Here is an 18,860-nt window from a genome sequence, read left to right as displayed (position 1 = left end):
TTGGTGGCTGATGCTAAACCATTGCACCGGCACGTAATTGCTGTAACAGGCGCTCCACGGGAGCCGCCAGCCCGACTGATGGCGGTTGCGCTAAGTTATACCAGAGAGCCGTTCCTTCATCCATGCAGGCGGTGATTGAGGACACGGGAAGCCACATCGGTACAATATCCAGATGGAAATGGCTAAAGGTATGACGAAACGCGGTCAGCTGCGTCAGGTTATCGGCAGCGATGCCGCGCTGTTTAAGCCATTCCCGTAACAATTCTTCATCTTCAAACTGTGGGAAGCAGTATAGACCACCCCACAGGCCGCTCGGCGGCCGCTGCGCCAGAAAGACGCCATCGCCATGCTGCATCAACAGCATGTAGCCGGTGCGCTCTGGCAGCGTCTGCTTTGGCTTTTTGCCCGGATACTGCGCCCATGCGTGGTTCGCATAAGCCACGCAGAGATTATTGACCGGGCAAAGTTCGCATTTCGGTTTTGATCGCGTGCAGACCATGGCCCCCAGGTCCATCATCGCCTGGTTAAAGCGCTCCACGCCTTTTGCCGGGGTAACCGCTTCGCTGATCTCCCACAGCCGTTTTTCGACCTCTTTTTTTCCCGGCCAGCCGTCAACGGCATAGCATCGTGCGAGGACGCGCTTCACGTTGCCGTCGAGGATCGGGAAATGTTTACCTAAAGACAGGGAGAGGATTGCGCCAGCGGTTGAACGTCCGACGCCGGGCAAATCGGCCACTTCATCGAAGGTTTCCGGAAATGTGCCGTGGTGTCGGGTCGCCACCTGCTGCGCGGCTTTATGCAAATTGCGCGCACGGGCGTAGTAACCGAGACCGGTCCACAGGTGCAGCACCTCGTCTAATGGCGCATTGGCCAGGTCGGTCACCGTTGGGAAACGTGCCATAAAGCGCTCGAAGTAAGGAATCACCGTGGCAACCTGCGTTTGTTGCAACATCACTTCGGAGAGCCATACTTTGTAAGGCGTTTTTTCAATTTGCCAGGGCAGGGTTTTACGCCCGTATTTGTCGTACCAGTCCAGCACCTGGGCTGAAAATTGAGAGGCTTGCATGGTCATCGATTCGCATAATCAGGGACGCCGATTGCAGCACAGCGTCAATCTGCTGTAAACCGGATCTTTCCCATGCTTGCATAGAAGCCTTAACTTTGGATAATGCCCGTTTCCCGAACATTCTCACAAGCAGACAACTCTTTTATGAAAAACGACGTCATTTCACCGGAATTTGATGAAAACGGTCGCCCGCTGCGCCGTATTCGCAGCTTTGTCCGCCGTCAGGGTCGCCTGACCAAAGGGCAGCAACATGCGCTGGACAACTACTGGCCGGTGATGGGCGTTGAGTTCAGCGAGCAGCCTCTGGACTTTACCGAGCTGTTTGGCCGCGACGCGCCGGTAACACTGGAGATTGGCTTCGGTATGGGGTCTTCACTGGTTACCATGGCCCACGCGCGCCCGGAGCAAAATTTCCTCGGCATTGAGGTGCACTCACCAGGCGTAGGCGCATGTCTGGCAACGGCTCATGAAGAGGGCGTTGAGAACCTGCGCGTTATGTGTCACGACGCGGTTGAAGTGCTGCACAAAATGATTCCTGACAATTCTTTGACCATGGTTCAGCTCTTTTTCCCTGACCCGTGGCACAAAGCACGGCATAATAAACGCCGTATCGTTCAGGCGCCGTTTGCTGAGCTGGTAAAAAGTAAGCTGAAACTGGGCGGTGTCTTCCATATGGCGACCGACTGGGAACCTTATGCGGAACATATGCTGGAAGTCATGTCGTCTCTGGACGGGTATAAAAACCAGTCTGCAAGCAACGACTATGTACCGCGTCCGGATTCACGTCCGGTGACAAAATTTGAACAGCGTGGCCATCGTCTTGGTCACGGCGTATGGGACTTAATGTTCGAGAGGGTGAAATAATGGCAAAGAATCGTAGCCGTCGTCTGCGTAAAAAAATGCACATCGAAGAATTCCAGGAAGTGGGCTTCTCCGTTGCGTGGCGTTTCCCGGAAGGCACCAGCGTAGACCAGATCGATCAGGACGTAGATGCGTTCATTAATGAAGTGATCGAGCCAAACAAGCTGGCCTTTGATGGTAGCGGTTACCTGGCATGGGAAGGTCTGATCTGCACCCAGGAAGTCGGTAAATGCACCGAAGAACATCAGGCGCTTGTGCGCAAATGGCTTGAAGACCACAAACTGGAAGATGTCCGCGTCAGCGAACTTTTTGACGTTTGGTGGGACTAATTAAGCAGTAAGGGGCCAGCATTAGCTGGCCCATTTTGTCTGAGGGAGTGTTTAAGATGCGCAAAACGTTGCTGGCTGTTGCCTTAATGGCAACCGGATTCACCGCTCATGCGGAGTATAAATGTAGCGTCACCCCGCGTGATGACGTGGTGTTAAGCCCGCAAACCGTGCAGGTCAAAGGCGAGAACGGTCATCTGGTGATTACGCCGGACGGGAACGTCACATTTAACGGTAAACAGTACAACCTGACCCCCGCTCAGCGTGAGCAGGCGAAAGACTACCAGGCCGATTTGCGTACCGCGCTGCCGTGGATTGATGAAGGTGCCCTGACGCGCGTAGAGAAGAGCCGCGTCGCGCTGGATAAGATCATCACCAAAGAGGTGGGAGAGAGCAGTAACATGCGCACCCGCCTGACGAAGCTCGACAAACAGCTGAAAGAGCAGATGAACCGCATTATTGAGCATCGCTCCGACGGCCTGACGTTCCATTACAAGGCAATCGATCAGGTTCGTGCCGACGGTCAGCAGCTGGTGAACCAGGCAATGGGTGGCATCCTGCAGGACAGTATTAACGAGATGGGGGCTAAAGCGGTGCTGAAAGGCGGCGGTAACCCACTGCAGGGCGTGCTCGGTAGTTTGGGTGGGCTGCAGACCTCGATTCAGAACGAGTGGAAGAACCAGGAAGACGATTTCCAGCAGTTCGGCAAAGACGTCTGTAAGCGCGTGGTGTCGCTGGAAGATAGCCGCAAGGCGCTGGTGGGAACGCTGAAGTAATTTCCCCTCACCCTAACCCTCTCCCCAAAGGGGCGAGGGGATGGTTTGCGCCCTCTCCCTTTCAGGGAGAGGGCCGGGGTGAGGGTTGCAGCATTTGCAGTGTTTCAAGGATCTTTTCTAACACCGCTTCTTCGTTATTCCAGAGTTCGTTGTTCCAAAATCGAATGACATACCAGCCTTTCTCGTTAAGCCAGCACGTTCTTTGACGATCGTATTCCTGCTTTTCATCATGTTGCCCGCCATCCAGTTCAATAGCCAGATGAGCCGCACAGCAGGCGAAATCCAGAATGTAGTGATCTACAGGATGTTGTCGACGAAATTTATAATTTTCGAAGCGGCGGCTGCGCAGTAGATACCAAAGCCGTCTTTCTTCTTTTGTCAGCTCCCGTTTGAGCTGTTTTGCATAAGTACGAGTAATATCCATCCCCACACTCTGCCAGCCTTTTCCTCAGCCGGCAGAATGGGGTGCAAAATCCTGAATAAGCCTTCAGGAATCATCTGCGAGGAACAACTCAAGCAGGGAGTTTAAAAACAGTTTGCCGTGCTCGGTGATTTGCCAGTAATCCTCACACTCGGTGAGATATCCCTGCGCCAGCGCCTCGTCAATCTGCGGACGAATCGTGGCTTCCGGCAATCCGGTATAACGCGCAAACTCCGCACGTGGTGCGGGTTCCAGCAAGCGGAAGCGGTTCATAAAGAACTCAAACGGTTTATCCGCCGCCTCAACATCATGCTGACGTTCAAGGTAGCGGCCTTCCATGTAACCACGCGGATGACGCGTTTTGGCGGTACGCAGGATGCGCCCGTCAGGGAAGGTCACTTTACCGTGTGCGCCACAGCCAATCCCCAGATAATCACCAAAGCGCCAGTAGTTCAGGTTGTGCTGACACTGGTAACCCGGCTTCGCGTATGCGGAGGTTTCGTATTGCTGATACCCTGCCGCGGTCAAAAGCTGATGACCTTGCTCAAAGATATCCCACAGGGCGTCATCATCCGGCAGCACCGGCGGACGGGAACCAAACAGCGTGTTTGGCTCAATAGTCAACTGATACCAGGAGAGATGCGGTGGGTTAAGCGCGATCGCCTGACGCAGATCGTCCAGCGCTTCCTCCAGCGACTGGTCCGGCAGGCCGTGCATCAAATCCAGGTTAAAGCTGCGCAGGCCTAAGCCAGTGGCCAGGTTTGCCGCGCGCTTTGCCTCTTCCGGGCCGTGAATGCGCCCCAGACGTTTCAGCTTCGGCTCGCTAAAGCTCTGGACACCGATCGAGATGCGGTTTACGCCTGCACGTTGATAATCGACAAAACGGTCGGCTTCAACGGTGCCGGGGTTGGCTTCCATTGTTATTTCAGCATCCGCGGCCAGGTTCAGGCGCGCACGCACGCCGTCCAGCAGCGTTTGCATCGCCGGGCCAGAAAGCAGGCTCGGCGTACCGCCACCAATGAAAATGGTCTTAACTTCACGTCCCTGTGCGTAAGGTACATCGGCATCGAGGTCGGCCAGCAGATGCGCAACGTAGTCATCATGCGGCACTTCACCTTTCAGCGCGTGCGAGTTGAAATCGCAGTACGGGCATTTCTGCACGCACCACGGGATGTGAATATAAAGACTCAGAGGCGGCAAATTAGCCATTACGCAGTGCTTCCAGTAACAGTTTCAGGGCGCGTCCACGGTGGGAAATCGCGCTTTTCTCTTCGCGGGACAGTTCCGCAGCGGTTTTGCCCTCAGACGGGACAAAGAAAACCGGGTCGTAGCCAAAGCCACCACTGCCTGCCGCTTCACGGGTAATCACACCCGGCCAGCTGCCGTGGCAGACGACTGGTGTAGGGTCTTCGGCATGACGCAGATAGACCAGTACGCAGTGGAACTGAGCCTGGCGTTTATCATCTGGCACGTCTTTCAGCGCGACAAGCAGCTTTTCCAGATTCTGCTGGTCGGTGGCATCGATACCTGAATAGCGTGCGGAGTAGATACCCGGCGCACCGCCAAGGGCATCTACCGCCAGACCGGAGTCGTCGGCAATCGCGGGCAAACCGGCAATCTGTGCGGCATGGCGCGCTTTCAGGATCGCGTTTTCGATAAACGTCAGCCCTGTCTCTTCGGCGGAATCCACACCCAGTTCGGTCTGTGCAACGACATCCAGTCCAAAATCATTTAATAGCGAGGCCAGCTCGCGCACTTTACCGGCGTTACCGGTAGCGAGAACAACTTTCTGCATGGTTTAATCCTGCTCTGTCAGCGCCGCGACTTCCGTCGGGATAGATTGCGGGTTGAGAATTTTTACCTGTTTATGCCGCCCAAGTTCACCTTTCTCGATGATCACCTGGCTTTTGGCGACACGAAACTGTTTTGCCAGATATTTGGTCAGATGCGCATTCGCCTGGCCATCAACCGGTGGGGCAGTGATGGCGACTTTTAGCTCGTCGCCATGCAGTCCAACAATACTGTCACGGCTGGCTTTCGGCTGAATATACAGCCGTAAAACCAGCCCGTCAGCGCAGGTGCTCACTGCACTCATAGCGCCATCCACAGCCCCGGCAGCAGCATATCGCCCGTGGACTGTAACAGCTCAGCGATCCCCATATTCACGACGTACAGCAGCAGAACCAGGATCATCGGAGAGAAATCGATGCCGCCCATAGACGGAAGCAGGTTACGGATTGGACGCAGCAGCGGTTCAGCCAGCTGAATTAACGCGTACTCCACCGGGCTACGGCCCTGGCTCACCCAGCTCATGATCGCCATGACCAGCAGTACCCAGAAGATCAGCAGACCGACGGTTTTTATCAGGATCAGAACAGCGGCAATCCAGATTATCGGCTGGAAGGTGATAACCATAAACAGCACAATCGCTTTGATAACGCTCAGAATAAACGCGACCAGCAGAGAAGCACTGTCAATGGGGCCCATCGCCGGAATGACGCGACGCAGCGGTCCTACGATAGGTTGCGTGATTTTCACGACAAACTGCGAGAACGGATTGTAAAAATCACAGCGGGCCCACTGCATCCAGACGCGCAGTAACAGCGCCATCGTATACAGCTCAATGACCGTTGAAAGCAGGAAAGTCAACGTCTTCATGGCGTTCCTCAGGTTTCCTTATTATTGGGTGTAATCGCGCGCACCGAAAATTGCCGTGCCGATGCGCACCATAGTGCTGCCTGCCGCGATGGCGGCTTCCATATCATCCGACATGCCCAGAGAAAGCGTGTCTACCGTTTGATAGCGCGCTTTAAGCGCCTCAAATGCTACAGCCATTTGCTGTGCCACGGCAAACTGCCTTTCATAACTTGACTCCGGTGCCGGGATGGCCATCAACCCGCGCAGGGTTAAGCGCGGCAGTGCCGCGACGTCTGCTGCCAGCGCATCCAGTTCTTCCAGCGCAATACCGGACTTGCTGTTTTCGTCACTGATGTTGACCTGAATCAGCACATTCAGCGGCGGTAACGCTTCAGGGCGCTGGTCGTTCAGGCGCGAAGCAATACGCAAACGGTCAATGGTATGGCACCAGTCGAAATGTTCAGCGACCAGACGGCTTTTGTTCGACTGCAAGGGGCCAATAAAGTGCCATTGCAGATCCGTCTTCCCCTGTTCCTGGAAGAAGCGAATTTTATCCACGCCCTCCTGCACGTAGTTTTCACCAAACGCATGCTGACCCGCCTCAATCGCATCTGCGATGGCGCTCGCAGGCTTGGTTTTACTCACTGCAAGTAACGTAATTTCTTCTGAAGCACGGCCGCAACGTGTTGCTGCAGCTGAGATTTTGTCCCGGACCTGTGCCAGGTTGTGCGCAATGTCGTTCATTTTCCGAGGAGTATTGTATGGATGTGGAAGAAATTGTGGCCCTTAGTGTAAAGCATAATGTCTCCGATCTACACCTGTGCAGTGATTCGCCACCGCGCTGGCGCAGATCAGGTCGTCTTGAACCCGCGCCGTTTCCGCCTCCCGAAGTCGATACGCTATTAAAAGCGTGGCTTAACGACGAACAGCAGGGAACGTGGTGGGCGAACGGGCAGGTGGATTTTGCCGTCACCCTGGCGGGCAATCAGCGCCTGCGCGGAAGCGCGTTTAAACAGACAAGCGGCGTCTCTATGACGCTGCGGCTGTTGCCCGGGGTCTGCCCGCAACTCTCCGCGTTGGGGGTGCCCCGGGTTGTTCCTGAGCTGTTATCCAGTGACAACGGGTTGATCCTGGTCACCGGGGCAACCGGCAGCGGTAAGTCCACTACGCTGGCAGCGATGGTAGATTTTCTTAATCACCATACTGACGGGCATATTCTGACGCTCGAAGACCCGGTGGAGTTTCTGTACCAGAGCGAACGTTGCCTGATCCAGCAGCGCGAGATTGGCCAACACAGCCCGTCATTTGCCGACGCGCTGCGCGGGGCGTTACGCCAGGATCCTGATGTCATACTGCTGGGTGAGCTGCGCGACAGTGAAACAATCCGCCTCGCGCTGACGGCGGCAGAAACCGGACATCTGGTGCTCGCGACACTGCATACTCGCGGGGCAGCGCAGGCGATTGAGCGGCTGGTTGATACGTTTCCGGCGCAGGAGAAAGATCCGGTGCGTAATCAGCTGGCCGGCAGCCTGCGGGCGGTGCTGGCGCAAAAGCTCCTCCCCGATGCGCAGGGCGGGCGCGTGGCGCTTTATGAGCTGCTGGTGAATACTCCGGCGGCGGCGAATCTCATTCGCGAAGGAAAAACGTGGCAATTGCCCGGTATTATTCAAACCGGCCAGCAGGCGGGGATGCAGAACTTTGACCAGAGCCTGGCTGAAAGACGGGCGCAGGGGCAACTCCAGGCCCCGGCGCTCAATAACCCTGTTCGAAATAGCTTTCGAGAATGATGACAGCGGACGCGGAGTCAACGCTGCCTTTGTTGAGAGCCCTGAAGCCGCCGTGTTCAAAAAGACCTGCACGTGCTTCAACGGTGCTCAGACGCTCGTCGTGGAGCTTCACGGAGACGCCAAAGCGGCCATGGATTTTATTGGCGAACTTCCGCGCTCGGGCGGTAAGCGGTTGTTCAGTGCCATCCATGTTCAGCGGTAACCCAACGATGACGTCATCCGGCTGCCACTCTTTTAGCAGGCGCTCGATGAGGTTCCAGTCCGGTGTGCCGTCACTGGCCTTCAGGGCCGTGAGTGGGCGTGCGGTACCCGTGATTCGCTGACCCACGGCGACGCCTATGCTTTTGGTGCCAAAATCGAAGGCCAGAAGTGTTCCGCTCATCAGGCATGCCCCGCTACGCCAGGCATAGTCAGGATATCAATGCCGATCAGTTTTGCGGCGTCACGCCAGCGATCGGCAATAGGGGTTTTAAACAGAATGTTCATGTCCGCAGGCGCGGTCAGCCAGGCGTTATCGAGGATCTCTTGCTCAAGCTGGCCTTTCTCCCAGGAGGAGTAGCCCAGGGCCACCAGCACTTCCGACGGCTGCTCAGCGGTACCCAGCGTTTCGAGCACGTCGCGAGAGGTCGTAATGACGGTGTTGTCAGAGATGCGAATACTGGAAGAGAAGACCGGCGGCGTATGCAGGATAAAACCGCGATCCTCTGCGAGTGGCCCGCCCAGCATCACCGGTTTATCAAGCCTGATTTCCGGCAGACGCTCTTCAGCCGAAATTTTCAGCTTGTCCAGAATCCCTTCAACCTGCAGGTTTTCCAGCGGTTTGTTGATGATAATGCCCATCGCGCCGTCTTCATTGTATTCACAAATATAAACCACGGCGCGGCGAAAAATCGGATCCTGGAGAGCAGGCATGGCAATAAGAAAGTGATGCTGTAAATTCATTGTCAGAGGTACTGTTTCCTGGTTTAAAAAGCGACAGCCCCAGTATGCGGACAAACCGGGGTGCTGTCACTAATAGTATTGAAAGGTTATTTCTGTAAACGTTTCTCGATGGCGTCCATCAGCATTCCGGTGATCGAAATCGGGAATTCCGCTTCGATTTCACGAATACAGGTTGGGCTGGTCACGTTCACTTCGGTCAGGCGATCGCCGATGATATCCAGGCCGACAAAAATCAGGCCCTTGGCTTTCAGTGTCGGGCCAACGCGGCGGGCAATTTCCCAGTCGCTTTCACTTAACGGGCGCGGCTCACCGCGGCCACCGGCCGCCAGGTTACCGCGGGTTTCGCCGCCCTGCGGGATACGCGCGAGGCAATACGGCACCGGTTCACCATCCACCACCAGAACGCGTTTATCGCCATCTTTAATGGCCGGGAGGTAGTTTTGTGCCATGCAGTAACGCGTGCCCAGCTCGGTCAGCGTTTCGGCAATCACCCCAATATTCGGGTCGCTCTCTTTCACGCGGAAAATAGATGCGCCACCCATGCCGTCCAGCGGTTTCATGATGATGTCGCCGTGTTTCTGCCAGAACGCTTTCAGCTGTGCCTTGTTGCGGGTCACCAGCGTTTCAGGCGTCAGGTCAGAGAACCATGCGGTATAGAGCTTCTCGTTACAGTCGCGCAGGCTTTGCGGTTTGTTGACGATCAGCGTTCCTTTCTCTTCCGCGCGCTCAAGGATATAGGTGCAGTAAATGTATTCGGTGTCGAACGGAGGATCTTTACGCATCAGAATGACATTGAGGTCGGCAAGGGCAATATCCTGCTCGGTGCCGAATTCATACCATTTGTCGTAATTCTGCTCGACGTTAACGATGCGGGTGCGTGCGCGGGCTTCACCGTTGATCAGGTAAAGATCGTTCATCTCCATGTAGTGGAGTTCATAGCCGCGACGCTGCGCTTCCAGCAGCATCGCGAAGCTGGAATCTTTCTTGATGTTAATGTTTGCGATGGGATCCATCACGATGCCGAGCTTGATCATTTTCATCTCCGTTAAAAGCCTGAGGGCTCAGGCTTAGCGTTAACCCAGATCGCCAAAACGCACCTGTAGCGCGGTAATGGCTGTGAGTGCCGTTGTCTCAGTACGCAGAACGCGAGGTCCCAACAGAATATCAGTAAACTGGTAACGCGCCGTCATGGCAATTTCGTCAGCGGACAAGCCGCCTTCCGGACCAATTAGCAGGCGAACACGTTCAACGGGTAGCGGCAGCGTATTGATGCTGGCGCTGGCGCGTGGATGGAGATTGAGCTTCAGCCCGCTTTCCTCTTCAGCACACCAGTCCTCCAGATCCATCGCCGGGCGGATCTCCGGAATACGGTTGCGGCCACTCTGTTCACAGGCAGCAATGGCAATTTTCTGCCACTGCTGGATCTTTTTATTCAGACGTTCCGCATCCAGTTTAACGCCACAGCGCTCAGAAAAAAGTGGCGTAATGAGGCTTACACCCAGTTCAATGGATTTCTGGATGGTGAACTCCATCTTTTCTCCGCGCGACATCACCTGTCCCAGGTGTATGTGCAGCGGAGATTCACGGTCATCCACTTCGCCGCGCAATATCGTTACATGCACGCTTTTTTTATCAGCACGCGTAATTTCCGCGTCGAAAACCTGATTAGAACCATCAAACAGCTGAATAGCTTGTCCTGCTCCCATGCGCAGTACGCGACCAACATGGTTGGCGGCATCGTCAGAGAGGGCAATTTCGCGGCCGACGGTAATCAGCTCAGGGTGGTAGATGCGAGGAATGCGCATAGTCAGAAATTCCATATGTCATGCGGTGTAAGCGAATTGCCGCTAGTGTAGGTTAGCTCTTTTGCGCCTGGCAAGCCCGCTGGACGTAAGGGTTGTGATTACCCTGAACTTTCGCGATGCGCGCGTCACGCTGGCATTCCCATTCCGTCACCGGATATTGCTTGTCCCATGCGTTGAACAGCTGCGTCTGCTGGCGGGAAAGGTTGAGGTCGTAACGGTCACGCATATAGAAATAGGTGCGGGCGATACTGCCGCGCGCGCGGGCCGGAGGCTCAGCGACTTTCTCTTTAAAATCAACCTTCATGCCGCACTGGCCGTACTGACCCTCTCCGCCGTTCCACTGGCTGTACATAAAGTTGCCGCGATCGCCATTCACCTCGCCAACCGCGGGTTGCAGGTTGTGCATATCGCTTTCCATCTGGCGATAGACCGGATCTTTGGCGCAATTTTTACGACCGCCATCCTGCCAGCACTGACGCTGGTGGCCAAACTGCCATGCCGGCACCACGTGTTCCCACTCGATGCGGCTGGCGCGGTTTTCATTCTTACGCACTTTATAGCCGCAGGATTCGAGATCAACGATCCCTTTTTTACCCTGCCAGTTAATTTTACAGCCGCAATAAAAATCACCGGGAACATCCGCGTTGACCTTTACGCCCGCCGCTTTTGCCTGGGAGAAACTGTTAATACCGTCGGCCAGAGCCTGGCCGGAGAGTGCTGTCGCCAGAAAGGCGACCGCGAGAGAAAAATTACGGGACATCTTACACTCCGTGTCAAAACGAGCCCGCAACGTAACGAATGTTGTTCCTGTATGCAATCAGTCAGATCAGGAAAGTTCCTGAAAGTTCAGTTGGTTATTCCGCGACCAGCGGTTCACCACATTTGACGCAACGGTAGGTGGCCTCGCCGCGCACCACGCGATTATGACGGCGGACGGTAAGCTGATGCTGCTGACACTGGCAGCGGTAGGGGAAGGTATTGCGGCGTACCGACTCAAGTTCAAACTGATGGGTTCTGCGTGCCGGAACGCCCAGCACGGCTTCCATCATCCACTTCCACTCTTTGCCGTGGGGTGCCACGCGGCCAAAGTGTTTCCATACCAGCAGGTGCGCCAGCTCGTGCGGCACCACTTCCTCAATAAACGCCTGCTGATTTTCCAGCATCAGCACCGGGTTCAGACGGATCTCATAGGATTCGAGCCACGCCGTGCCCGCCGCCGTGCCACGCTGTTGGTAGACGAGTTTCGGCTCAGGGTAATTCCGGCCGAGTTTCAGGTTGGCCTGGGCGAGTTTTTCCCGCAGGCTGCGCATAACGGCTTGCTGAAGGGCGATGGGGAGACGGGGTGCTTTCATAGGGGCAGAGCATAAAGCGCGAAGCGGGGAGGTGCAAGAGGCACCTCCCGCCAGAGAATTAGTCGTGTGCGCCAATCTCGCGCAGTGGACGACCCTTCATCAGGTTACGTTCAATATGTTCCAGTGACACGTGTTTGGTTTCAGGAACCAGCCACAGCGTCAGAACAATAAAGAAGATGTTCAGGCCGGAGTAGACCCAGAAGGTGTTCGCGTTGCCCAGCGTATTGAGCATGGTCAGGAACGTCGCACCGACAATCATGTTGGCAATCCAGTTGGTCGCGGTGGAGCAGGTGATACCGAAATCACGCCCTTTCAGCGGCTGGATTTCAGAGCACAGCACCCAAATCAGCGGACCGGCGCTCATCGCAAACCCGACGATAAACATCAGCAACATCCCCACAGCGAAATACTGGGCGGTTGGAGAGTGAATCCCCACGTGCATCATCGTGCCGAGAACCCCCATACCGGCGGCCATCACCAGGAAGCCCAGCGTCAGGGTTGGCTTACGGCCCCAGCGGTCCACCAGACCGATAGCGATAAAGGTCGCCAGAACGTTGGTCAGCCCAACGATGACGGTCCCCCACATCTGCTCGGTGGTATTGGTATACCCCGCCAGTTCAAAGATTTTTGGTGCGTAGTACATGATGACGTTCATCCCGGTGAACTGCTGCATCACCTGCAGGAGCACGCCCAGGAATACCGCACGACGGAAGTTGCTGTTCTCTTTAAACAGCGCCCAGCCTGACTGTTTTACCTTCAGGCTCTCGCGGATCTCTTCCAGTTCGTTTTTGGCTTCCGCGCTGGTATCGCGCAGTCGCAGCAGCACGCGCTCGGCATCGACGAAACGACGCTTCGCTGCAAACCAGCGTGGGCTGTCCGGCAGGAAGAAAACGCCAATCAGCAGCAGAATGGCAGGGATAATGATCACGCCAAGCATCCAGCGCCATGCGCCGCTGTAGCTGAACGCGGTATCGGAAAGGTAAGCTCCGAGGATGCCGATGGTGATCATCAACTGGTACATCGAAATCATACTGCCACGGATTTTCTCGGGTGCGATTTCAGAGAGATAGAGTGGGGCGGTATACGATGCCACACCCACGGCCAGACCAAGCAGCACGCGAGAAAGCAGCAATACCTCAACGTTTGGAGCCGCTGCTGAGAAGAGCGAACCTGCAACAAACAGGATTGCACCGATCATCAGGCTCTTTTTGCGGCCCAGCCTGAAAGAGAGCCAGCCGCTGCCCACGGCACCCACGGCCGCACCAAACATCATGGAACTTACTACCCACTCCTGGGTGTGAGCGCTTATCTGGAACTCTTCAGTGATAAAGGGTAACGCACCGGCAATCACGCCAATGTCCAGGCCAAAAAGTAATCCTGCCAGGGCGGCGAGGAAGCAGACGAAAAATGTCATCGCCTTATTGGACGTACGCCCCTGTTTTTTATTGTCAGGCATTATGCCCTCCAGTTGGGTTATCAGTTTTATCGATGTTAAGGGTAAGTGAGCAACCCGTATAAATATGTGAGATAAATCACATTGGTGTAATCGGTTACACTGGTGTGCAACCGTAAATAAAATTAAAGCTTTGAAAATATAGAGGTAAATTAGTTGATGTGCATCGCGTTTGAATGAATTTCAGACTTAACTGAAAGGAAATGTAACAGCATAAGACATGCGATCATGCAAAGAGATTATTCTGAAAGCGAGGTATATCGGGTGGGGTGTAATCGGTTTCACGCAAAGCGCAATGTCAGGCTCTCTGGCTGACAAAAGCAAAAGGCCAGCACGGGGCTGGCCTTTTTAACATTCGCTGTCAGTCGATTATTTCAGACCGGCAGCTTCACGCAGCAGAGCGGCTTTGTCGGTTTTTTCCCATGGGAAATGTTCACGACCAAAGTGACCGTATGCAGCGGTTTCTTTGTAGATTGGGTGCAGCAGATCCAGCATCTGAATCAGACCGTATGGGCGCAGGTCGAAGAACTCGCGCACCAGCAGCGTCAGTTGCTCGGATGGCACTTTCTCGGTACCAAAGGTTTCAACCATGATGGAGGTCGGTTCAGCCACGCCGATAGCGTAGGAAACCTGAATCTCACAGCGGTCAGCCAGGCCAGCAGCAACGATGTTTTTCGCAACATAACGCGCAGCGTACGCAGCAGAACGGTCAACTTTAGACGGGTCTTTACCGGAGAAGGCTCCGCCACCGTGACGCGCCATGCCGCCGTAGGTATCAACGATGATTTTACGGCCGGTCAGACCGCAGTCACCCATTGGGCCGCCGATAACAAAGCGTCCGGTTGGGTTGATGAAGTATTTGGTTGCGGAACTCAGCCATTCAGTTGGCAGAACCGGCTTGATGATCTCTTCCATCACTGCTTCCTGCAGGGATTTCTGGTCGATCTCTTCGGAATGCTGAGTAGACAGAACGACCGCGTCAATACCGACGATTTTGCCGTCGTCGTACTGGAAGGTCACCTGGCTTTTCGCATCAGGACGCAGCCACGGCAGGGTGCCATTCTTGCGCACTTCAGCCTGACGCTGCACCAGACGGTGTGCGTAGGTCACTGGCGCTGGCATCAGCACGTCAGTTTCGTTGGTTGCATAACCAAACATCAGGCCCTGGTCGCCCGCGCCCTGTTCCAGCGGATCGGCACGGTCAACGCCCTGGTTGATGTCCGGAGACTGTTTGCCAATTGCGCTCAGTACCGCGCAAGAGTTGGCATCAAAGCCCATATCAGAATGGACATAACCGATCTCACGAACCGTGTTACGGGTGATCTCTTCGATATCCACCCATGCGCTGGTGGTGATCTCACCGCCAACCAGAACCATGCCGGTTTTGACGTAGGTTTCACACGCGACGCGCGCTTTTGGATCCTGCGTCAGGATCGCATCAAGCACCGCATCGGAGATTTGGTCAGCAATTTTATCTGGATGTCCTTCTGATACGGACTCGGACGTAAACAGGTGTTTTGCCATGTTTTATTTCACCTAAAAGGAATTTGTTTAGCTCAAGCTGCTGTGTGGAATAGCCAAAGGAGATAATTCTACCAAGGCCTGCAGGTTAATGACACTGGCAGTCTGAGTGTTAATCAGTATGGATGGATTAACATCTGGATGGCTATTTTAGGTCAGTTCTTCGCCCGATTTCCAGTTTTTTTTGACTAACCTCTCACTGAGTTGAATTCGCTGCTGGAAATTTTTCCTGACGGCGCTGGCAACCCGCGCATTTATCTTTTGCAATTTACCCCTGTTCTCGGTATAAAACGCGGCGCGCGGCTCATACCAATAAGCGCTCGATGAACTCATCGTGTCGCCACTTCCAGCCGGGTTAAGCAGTGAACTTTTAGCTTTGGCTTGTGGTCCGTTTCAGCAGGAGCGGCCGTGGAGGTGATACGAGATAATGAACCAGTGTTTTCCGCTAATTCAGCGCAGCCGTTCTGGCGCGTATTTGATTCCCGCAACCCGCATTTCTAATCTGCAAACCTGCCGATGTTATACCCATCTCGGGGCTTCTCAGGATTCCAGGGCCGGTCACGCTTTGTGAAAACTGAACAAGGGCGCTCTTGTTAAGACAAGAGTTTTCTCGTGGTTTCGCCGAACGTTGTCATAATTAAGTTCGGACACGTGTTTACAATGATATGAATATGAAACCGGTCGCACGGTCTGGTTTTCAGCATAGTCTGCTGGGAAATGGATCCGTTTATGGGTTGTTATCGCCGTATAACGCTGCGATAGTAGTCAACTGTTTTACACTTAATACAAAGAGTTGAGGTTCGCTATGTCTGACGACATGTCTTCGCTTTCGCCTTCGTCAGCGGGCGAACAGGGTGTACTACGTTCCATGCAGGAGGTTGCGATGAGCTCCCAGGAAGCCAGCAAGATGCTGCGCACTTACAATATTGCCTGGTGGGGCAATAACTACTACGACGTCAACGAACTGGGCCATATCAGCGTTTGCCCGGATCCTGACGTTCCTGAAGCGCGCGTGGATCTCGCCAAACTGGTGAAAGCACGCGAGGCGCAGGGCCAGCGTTTGCCTGCACTGTTCTGCTTCCCGCAGATCCTGCAACATCGTCTGCGTTCCATTAACGCCGCGTTTAAACGCGCGCGTGAATCTTACGGCTATAAAGGCGATTACTTCCTGGTTTACCCTATCAAGGTGAACCAGCACCGCCGCGTGATTGAATCATTGATCCACTCCGGTGAACCGCTGGGCCTGGAAGCGGGTTCCAAAGCGGAGCTGATGGCCGTGCTGGCACATGCTGGCATGACCCGTTCGGTGATCGTCTGCAACGGTTATAAAGACCGTGAATACATTCGTCTGGCGCTGATTGGCGAAAAGATGGGCCACAAGGTCTATCTGGTTATCGAGAAGATGACAGAGATCGCTATCGTGCTGGAAGAGGCAGAGCGTCTGAACGTTATCCCGCGTCTGGGCGTGCGTGCGCGTCTGGCGTCGCAGGGTTCCGGTAAGTGGCAGTCCTCAGGCGGCGAAAAATCCAAATTTGGTCTCGCGGCGACCCAGGTTCTGCAGCTGGTTGAGATTCTGCGTGAGCGTGGTCGTCTGGACAGCATTCAGCTGTTGCACTTCCACCTCGGCTCGCAGATGGCCAACATTCGCGACATCGCCACCGGCGTACGCGAATCAGCACGTTTTTACGTTGAGCTGCACAAGCTTGGCGTAAACATTCAGTGCTTCGACGTGGGCGGTGGTCTGGGCGTGGATTATGAAGGTACCCGCTCGCAGTCCGACTGCTCCGTGAACTACGGCCTGAACGAATATGCCAATAACATCATCTGGGCGATTGGCGATGCCTGTGAAGAGCACGGCCTGCCGCACCCAACGGTGATCACCGAGTCTGGTCGCGCGGTTACCGCACACCACACCGTGCTGGTATCGAACATTATCGGCGTTGAACGCAGTGAAATTTCCGAGGTAACCCCACCGGCTGAGGACGCGCCTCGTGCGCTGCAAAGCATGTGGGAGACCTGGCAGGAGATGCACGAGCCGGGTACCCGCCGTTCGCTGCGCGAGTGGCTGCACGACAGCCAGATGGATCTGCATGATATTCATGTGGGGTATTCATCGGGCACGTTCAGCCTGCAGGAACGCGCATGGGCAGAACAGCTTTATCTGAACATGTGCCACGACGTACAGCAGCAGCTGGACCCGAGCAACCGTGCTCACCGTCCGATTATTGACGAACTGCAGGAGCGCATGGCGGACAAAATGTACGTCAACTTCTCGCTGTTCCAGTCGATGCCGGATGCCTGGGGTATCGATCAGCTGTTCCCGGTTCTGCCGCTGGAAGGGCTGAACCACGCCCCGGAACGTCGTGCGGTGCTGCTGGACATCACCTGCGACTCCGACGGTGCTATCGATCACTACGTTGACGGCGACGGTATCGCGACCACGATGCCTATGCCAGAGTACGATCCGGAGAACCCGCCGATGCTGGGCTTCTTCATGGTCGGTGCTTATCAGGAGATCCTCGGCAACATGCATAACCTGTTCGGTGACACCGAAGCGGTTGACGTGTTTGTCTTCCCTGACGGCAGCGTAGAAGTTGAGCTGTCCGACGAAGGGGACACCGTGGCGGATATGCTCGAATACGTTCAGCTGGATCCGAAAAAGCTGCTGACCCAGTTTCGTGACCAGGTGAAAAATACCGGTCTGGACGACGCGCTGCAGCAGCAGTTCCTGGAAGAGTTTGAAGCGGGTCTTTACGGATATACCTATCTGGAAGACGAGTAAGTAAACCTGCCTCTCTCTGTTGGAGAGGGGCGGCGTGAGGGCAAGGGGCAATACCCTCGCCTATACTCACTTGAACCCGTATGAATTAGCGGCGATAATTCGCCCCAATAAGCGATTTACAAATCAATCCCTTCCTCGTCGGGTTTAACGACGCGGAGGGGATTTTTTTTCATCTGTTTTTAATGTATCGACTTTAAAGAGGTCAGGACATGAGCACTTTAGGCCATCAGTACGATAACTCTCTGGTATCTAACGCGTTTGGTTTTTTACGTCTCCCGATGAACTTCCAGCCGTACGACAGTGACGCTGACTGGGTGATCACCGGCGTGCCGTTTGATATGGCCACGTCAGGCCGTGCTGGTGGCCGTCATGGTCCGGCAGCTATTCGTCAGGTCTCCACTAACCTGGCCTGGGAGCACAACCGCTTCCCGTGGAACTTCGACATGCGCGAGCGCCTGAACGTGGTTGACTGCGGTGACCTGGTGTACGCCTTTGGCGACGCGCGCGAGATGAGTGAAAAACTGCAGGCCCATGCCGAAAAACTGCTGGCTGCCGGTAAACGCATGCTCTCTTTCGGGGGTGACCACTTCGTCACGCTGCCGCTGCTGCGTGCTCACGCGAAGCATTTCGGTAAGATGGCGCTGGTGCATTTTGATGCCCATACCGACACCTACGCGAACGGCTGTGAATTCGACCATGGCACCATGTTCTTCACCGCGCCAAACGAAGGTCTGATCGATCCAAACCACTCTGTGCAGATCGGTATCCGTACCGAGTTTGATAAAGACAATGGCTTCACCGTGCTGGATGCCGGCCAGGTGAACGATCGCGGCGTGGATGACATCATCGCTCAGGTAAAACAGATTGTCGGCGATATGCCGGTTTACCTGACCTTCGATATCGACTGTCTGGATCCGGCGTTTGCCCCGGGCACCGGCACGCCGGTGATCGGCGGCCTGACCTCTGACCGCGCCATCAAACTGGTGCGCGGCCTGAAGGATCTGAACATCGTGGGTATGGACGTGGTGGAAGTGGCTCCGGCTTACGACCAGTCAGAGATCACTGCTCTGGCAGCGGCCACCCTCGCGCTGGAAATGCTCTACATCCAGGCCGCGAAAAAAGGCGAATAAG

24 protein-coding genes are annotated in these 18,860 nt (G+C 55.0%); 8 read left to right on the top strand and 16 right to left on the bottom strand.

Annotated features, from left to right (window positions below):
* Nucleotides 1-13: 13 nt before the first annotated feature.
* On the bottom strand, nt 14-1,066 hold the full coding sequence (gene mutY, locus AAIR21_RS14625) for an A/G-specific adenine glycosylase (RefSeq protein ID WP_169809773.1): 1,053 nt from the start codon (nt 1,064-1,066) through the stop codon (nt 14-16).
* A 144-nt stretch (nt 1,067-1,210) separates the two neighbouring features.
* Here mutY and trmB point away from each other — a divergent pair, with 144 nt between their 5' ends.
* The 3 genes from trmB to AAIR21_RS14610 are packed head-to-tail and all read left to right on the top strand — an operon-like array spanning nt 1,211 to nt 3,029.
* Nucleotides 1,211-1,930: a tRNA (guanosine(46)-N7)-methyltransferase TrmB gene (trmB, locus tag AAIR21_RS14620; protein ID WP_020883687.1), complete on the top strand. Its 720-nt coding sequence runs from the start codon at nt 1,211-1,213 to the stop codon at nt 1,928-1,930.
* Nucleotides 1,930-2,256: a YggL family protein gene (locus AAIR21_RS14615; RefSeq protein WP_020883688.1), complete on the top strand. Its 327-nt coding sequence runs from the start codon at nt 1,930-1,932 to the stop codon at nt 2,254-2,256. Before trmB ends, AAIR21_RS14615 begins: the two co-directional genes overlap by 1 nt.
* Before the next feature lie 56 nt (nt 2,257-2,312).
* Complete coding sequence (locus AAIR21_RS14610; RefSeq protein ID WP_020883689.1) at nt 2,313-3,029, top strand: DUF2884 domain-containing protein; 717 nt, start codon at nt 2,313-2,315, stop codon at nt 3,027-3,029.
* Between the two features lie 61 nt (nt 3,030-3,090).
* Here the strand turns inward: AAIR21_RS14610 and AAIR21_RS14605 are convergent, their stop codons facing one another.
* From AAIR21_RS14605 to AAIR21_RS14580, 6 genes are all read right to left on the bottom strand, one after another.
* Nucleotides 3,091-3,453, bottom strand: a complete 363-nt coding sequence (locus AAIR21_RS14605; RefSeq protein WP_020883690.1) for an endonuclease domain-containing protein — start codon at nt 3,451-3,453, stop codon at nt 3,091-3,093.
* A gap of 63 nt (nt 3,454-3,516) precedes the next feature.
* Nucleotides 3,517-4,659 (bottom strand): radical SAM family heme chaperone HemW, encoded by a 1,143-nt coding sequence (gene hemW / locus AAIR21_RS14600; RefSeq protein ID WP_020883691.1) that lies wholly within the window; start codon nt 4,657-4,659, stop codon nt 3,517-3,519.
* Nucleotides 4,652-5,245, bottom strand: a complete 594-nt coding sequence (locus tag AAIR21_RS14595) for an XTP/dITP diphosphatase (protein WP_020883692.1) — start codon at nt 5,243-5,245, stop codon at nt 4,652-4,654. The genes hemW and AAIR21_RS14595 overlap by 8 nt, the downstream gene beginning before the upstream one ends.
* 3 nt (nt 5,246-5,248) lie before the next feature.
* Nucleotides 5,249-5,545 (bottom strand): DUF167 family protein YggU, encoded by a 297-nt coding sequence (yggU, locus tag AAIR21_RS14590; protein ID WP_014885193.1) that lies wholly within the window; start codon nt 5,543-5,545, stop codon nt 5,249-5,251.
* Nucleotides 5,542-6,108 (bottom strand): YggT family protein, encoded by a 567-nt coding sequence (locus AAIR21_RS14585; protein ID WP_014171570.1) that lies wholly within the window; start codon nt 6,106-6,108, stop codon nt 5,542-5,544. Before AAIR21_RS14585 ends, yggU begins: the two co-directional genes overlap by 4 nt.
* Before the next feature lie 21 nt (nt 6,109-6,129).
* On the bottom strand, nt 6,130-6,831 hold the full coding sequence (locus AAIR21_RS14580; RefSeq protein ID WP_044865459.1) for a YggS family pyridoxal phosphate-dependent enzyme: 702 nt from the start codon (nt 6,829-6,831) through the stop codon (nt 6,130-6,132).
* 17 nt (nt 6,832-6,848) lie between these two features.
* Between AAIR21_RS14580 and AAIR21_RS14575 the strand changes: the two genes are divergently transcribed.
* Nucleotides 6,849-7,874 (top strand): type IV pilus twitching motility protein PilT, encoded by a 1,026-nt coding sequence (locus AAIR21_RS14575; RefSeq protein ID WP_032678947.1) that lies wholly within the window; start codon nt 6,849-6,851, stop codon nt 7,872-7,874.
* Here the strand turns inward: AAIR21_RS14575 and ruvX are convergent.
* From ruvX to AAIR21_RS14530, 9 genes are all read right to left on the bottom strand, one after another.
* Nucleotides 7,840-8,256 carry a Holliday junction resolvase RuvX gene (ruvX, locus tag AAIR21_RS14570; protein WP_014171567.1) on the bottom strand — a complete coding sequence of 139 codons (417 nt, stop codon included), beginning with the start codon at nt 8,254-8,256 and terminating at the stop codon, nt 7,840-7,842. The genes AAIR21_RS14575 and ruvX overlap by 35 nt on opposite strands.
* A complete protein-coding gene (locus AAIR21_RS14565; RefSeq protein ID WP_020883695.1) occupies nt 8,256-8,816 on the bottom strand; it encodes a YqgE/AlgH family protein in 561 nt (186 codons plus the stop codon). Before AAIR21_RS14565 ends, ruvX begins: the two co-directional genes overlap by 1 nt.
* A gap of 86 nt (nt 8,817-8,902) precedes the next feature.
* A complete protein-coding gene (gene gshB / locus AAIR21_RS14560; RefSeq protein ID WP_020883696.1) occupies nt 8,903-9,850 on the bottom strand; it encodes a glutathione synthase in 948 nt (315 codons plus the stop codon).
* Between the two features lie 39 nt (nt 9,851-9,889).
* The gene (gene rsmE / locus AAIR21_RS14555; protein WP_020883697.1) at nt 9,890-10,621 is read right to left on the bottom strand and encodes a 16S rRNA (uracil(1498)-N(3))-methyltransferase; all 732 of its coding nucleotides are present in this window, start codon (nt 10,619-10,621) and stop codon (nt 9,890-9,892) included.
* A gap of 52 nt (nt 10,622-10,673) precedes the next feature.
* Entirely contained in the window at nt 10,674-11,381 is a 708-nt protein-coding gene (endA, locus tag AAIR21_RS14550) for a deoxyribonuclease I (RefSeq protein ID WP_020883698.1), read from the bottom strand.
* Nucleotides 11,382-11,475: 94 nt separating this feature from the next.
* Nucleotides 11,476-11,973: a SprT family zinc-dependent metalloprotease gene (locus AAIR21_RS14545; protein ID WP_032670169.1), complete on the bottom strand. Its 498-nt coding sequence runs from the start codon at nt 11,971-11,973 to the stop codon at nt 11,476-11,478.
* Between the two features lie 58 nt (nt 11,974-12,031).
* A complete protein-coding gene (gene galP, locus AAIR21_RS14540) occupies nt 12,032-13,429 on the bottom strand; it encodes a galactose/proton symporter (protein ID WP_014171560.1) in 1,398 nt (465 codons plus the stop codon).
* 366 nt (nt 13,430-13,795) lie between these two features.
* Complete coding sequence (metK, locus tag AAIR21_RS14535; protein WP_014171559.1) at nt 13,796-14,950, bottom strand: methionine adenosyltransferase; 1,155 nt, start codon at nt 14,948-14,950, stop codon at nt 13,796-13,798.
* Nucleotides 14,951-15,097: 147 nt separating this feature from the next.
* The gene (locus AAIR21_RS14530; RefSeq protein WP_025203262.1) at nt 15,098-15,280 is read right to left on the bottom strand and encodes a hypothetical protein; all 183 of its coding nucleotides are present in this window, start codon (nt 15,278-15,280) and stop codon (nt 15,098-15,100) included.
* Between the two features lie 94 nt (nt 15,281-15,374).
* Here AAIR21_RS14530 and AAIR21_RS14525 point away from each other — a divergent pair, with 94 nt between their 5' ends.
* The 4 genes from AAIR21_RS14525 (at nt 15,375) to speB (ending at nt 18,859) form a co-directional block, all read left to right on the top strand.
* On the top strand, nt 15,375-15,518 hold the full coding sequence (locus AAIR21_RS14525) for a hypothetical protein (protein ID WP_419763464.1): 144 nt from the start codon (nt 15,375-15,377) through the stop codon (nt 15,516-15,518).
* 94 nt (nt 15,519-15,612) lie between these two features.
* Entirely contained in the window at nt 15,613-15,744 is a 132-nt protein-coding gene (gene yqgB, locus AAIR21_RS14520) for an acid stress response protein YqgB (RefSeq protein ID WP_071605459.1), read from the top strand.
* 8 nt (nt 15,745-15,752) lie between these two features.
* Nucleotides 15,753-17,729: a biosynthetic arginine decarboxylase gene (gene speA / locus AAIR21_RS14515; protein ID WP_020883700.1), complete on the top strand. Its 1,977-nt coding sequence runs from the start codon at nt 15,753-15,755 to the stop codon at nt 17,727-17,729.
* A gap of 209 nt (nt 17,730-17,938) precedes the next feature.
* Nucleotides 17,939-18,859: an agmatinase gene (gene speB / locus AAIR21_RS14510; protein ID WP_014071686.1), complete on the top strand. Its 921-nt coding sequence runs from the start codon at nt 17,939-17,941 to the stop codon at nt 18,857-18,859.
* The last annotated feature ends 1 nt before the right edge of the window (nt 18,860 follow it).

Source organism: Enterobacter sp. PTB, from assembly GCF_051130085.1.
Lineage (GTDB): Bacteria > Pseudomonadota > Gammaproteobacteria > Enterobacterales > Enterobacteriaceae > Enterobacter > Enterobacter ludwigii.
This window is presented reverse-complemented; position numbering and strand designations above follow the sequence as displayed.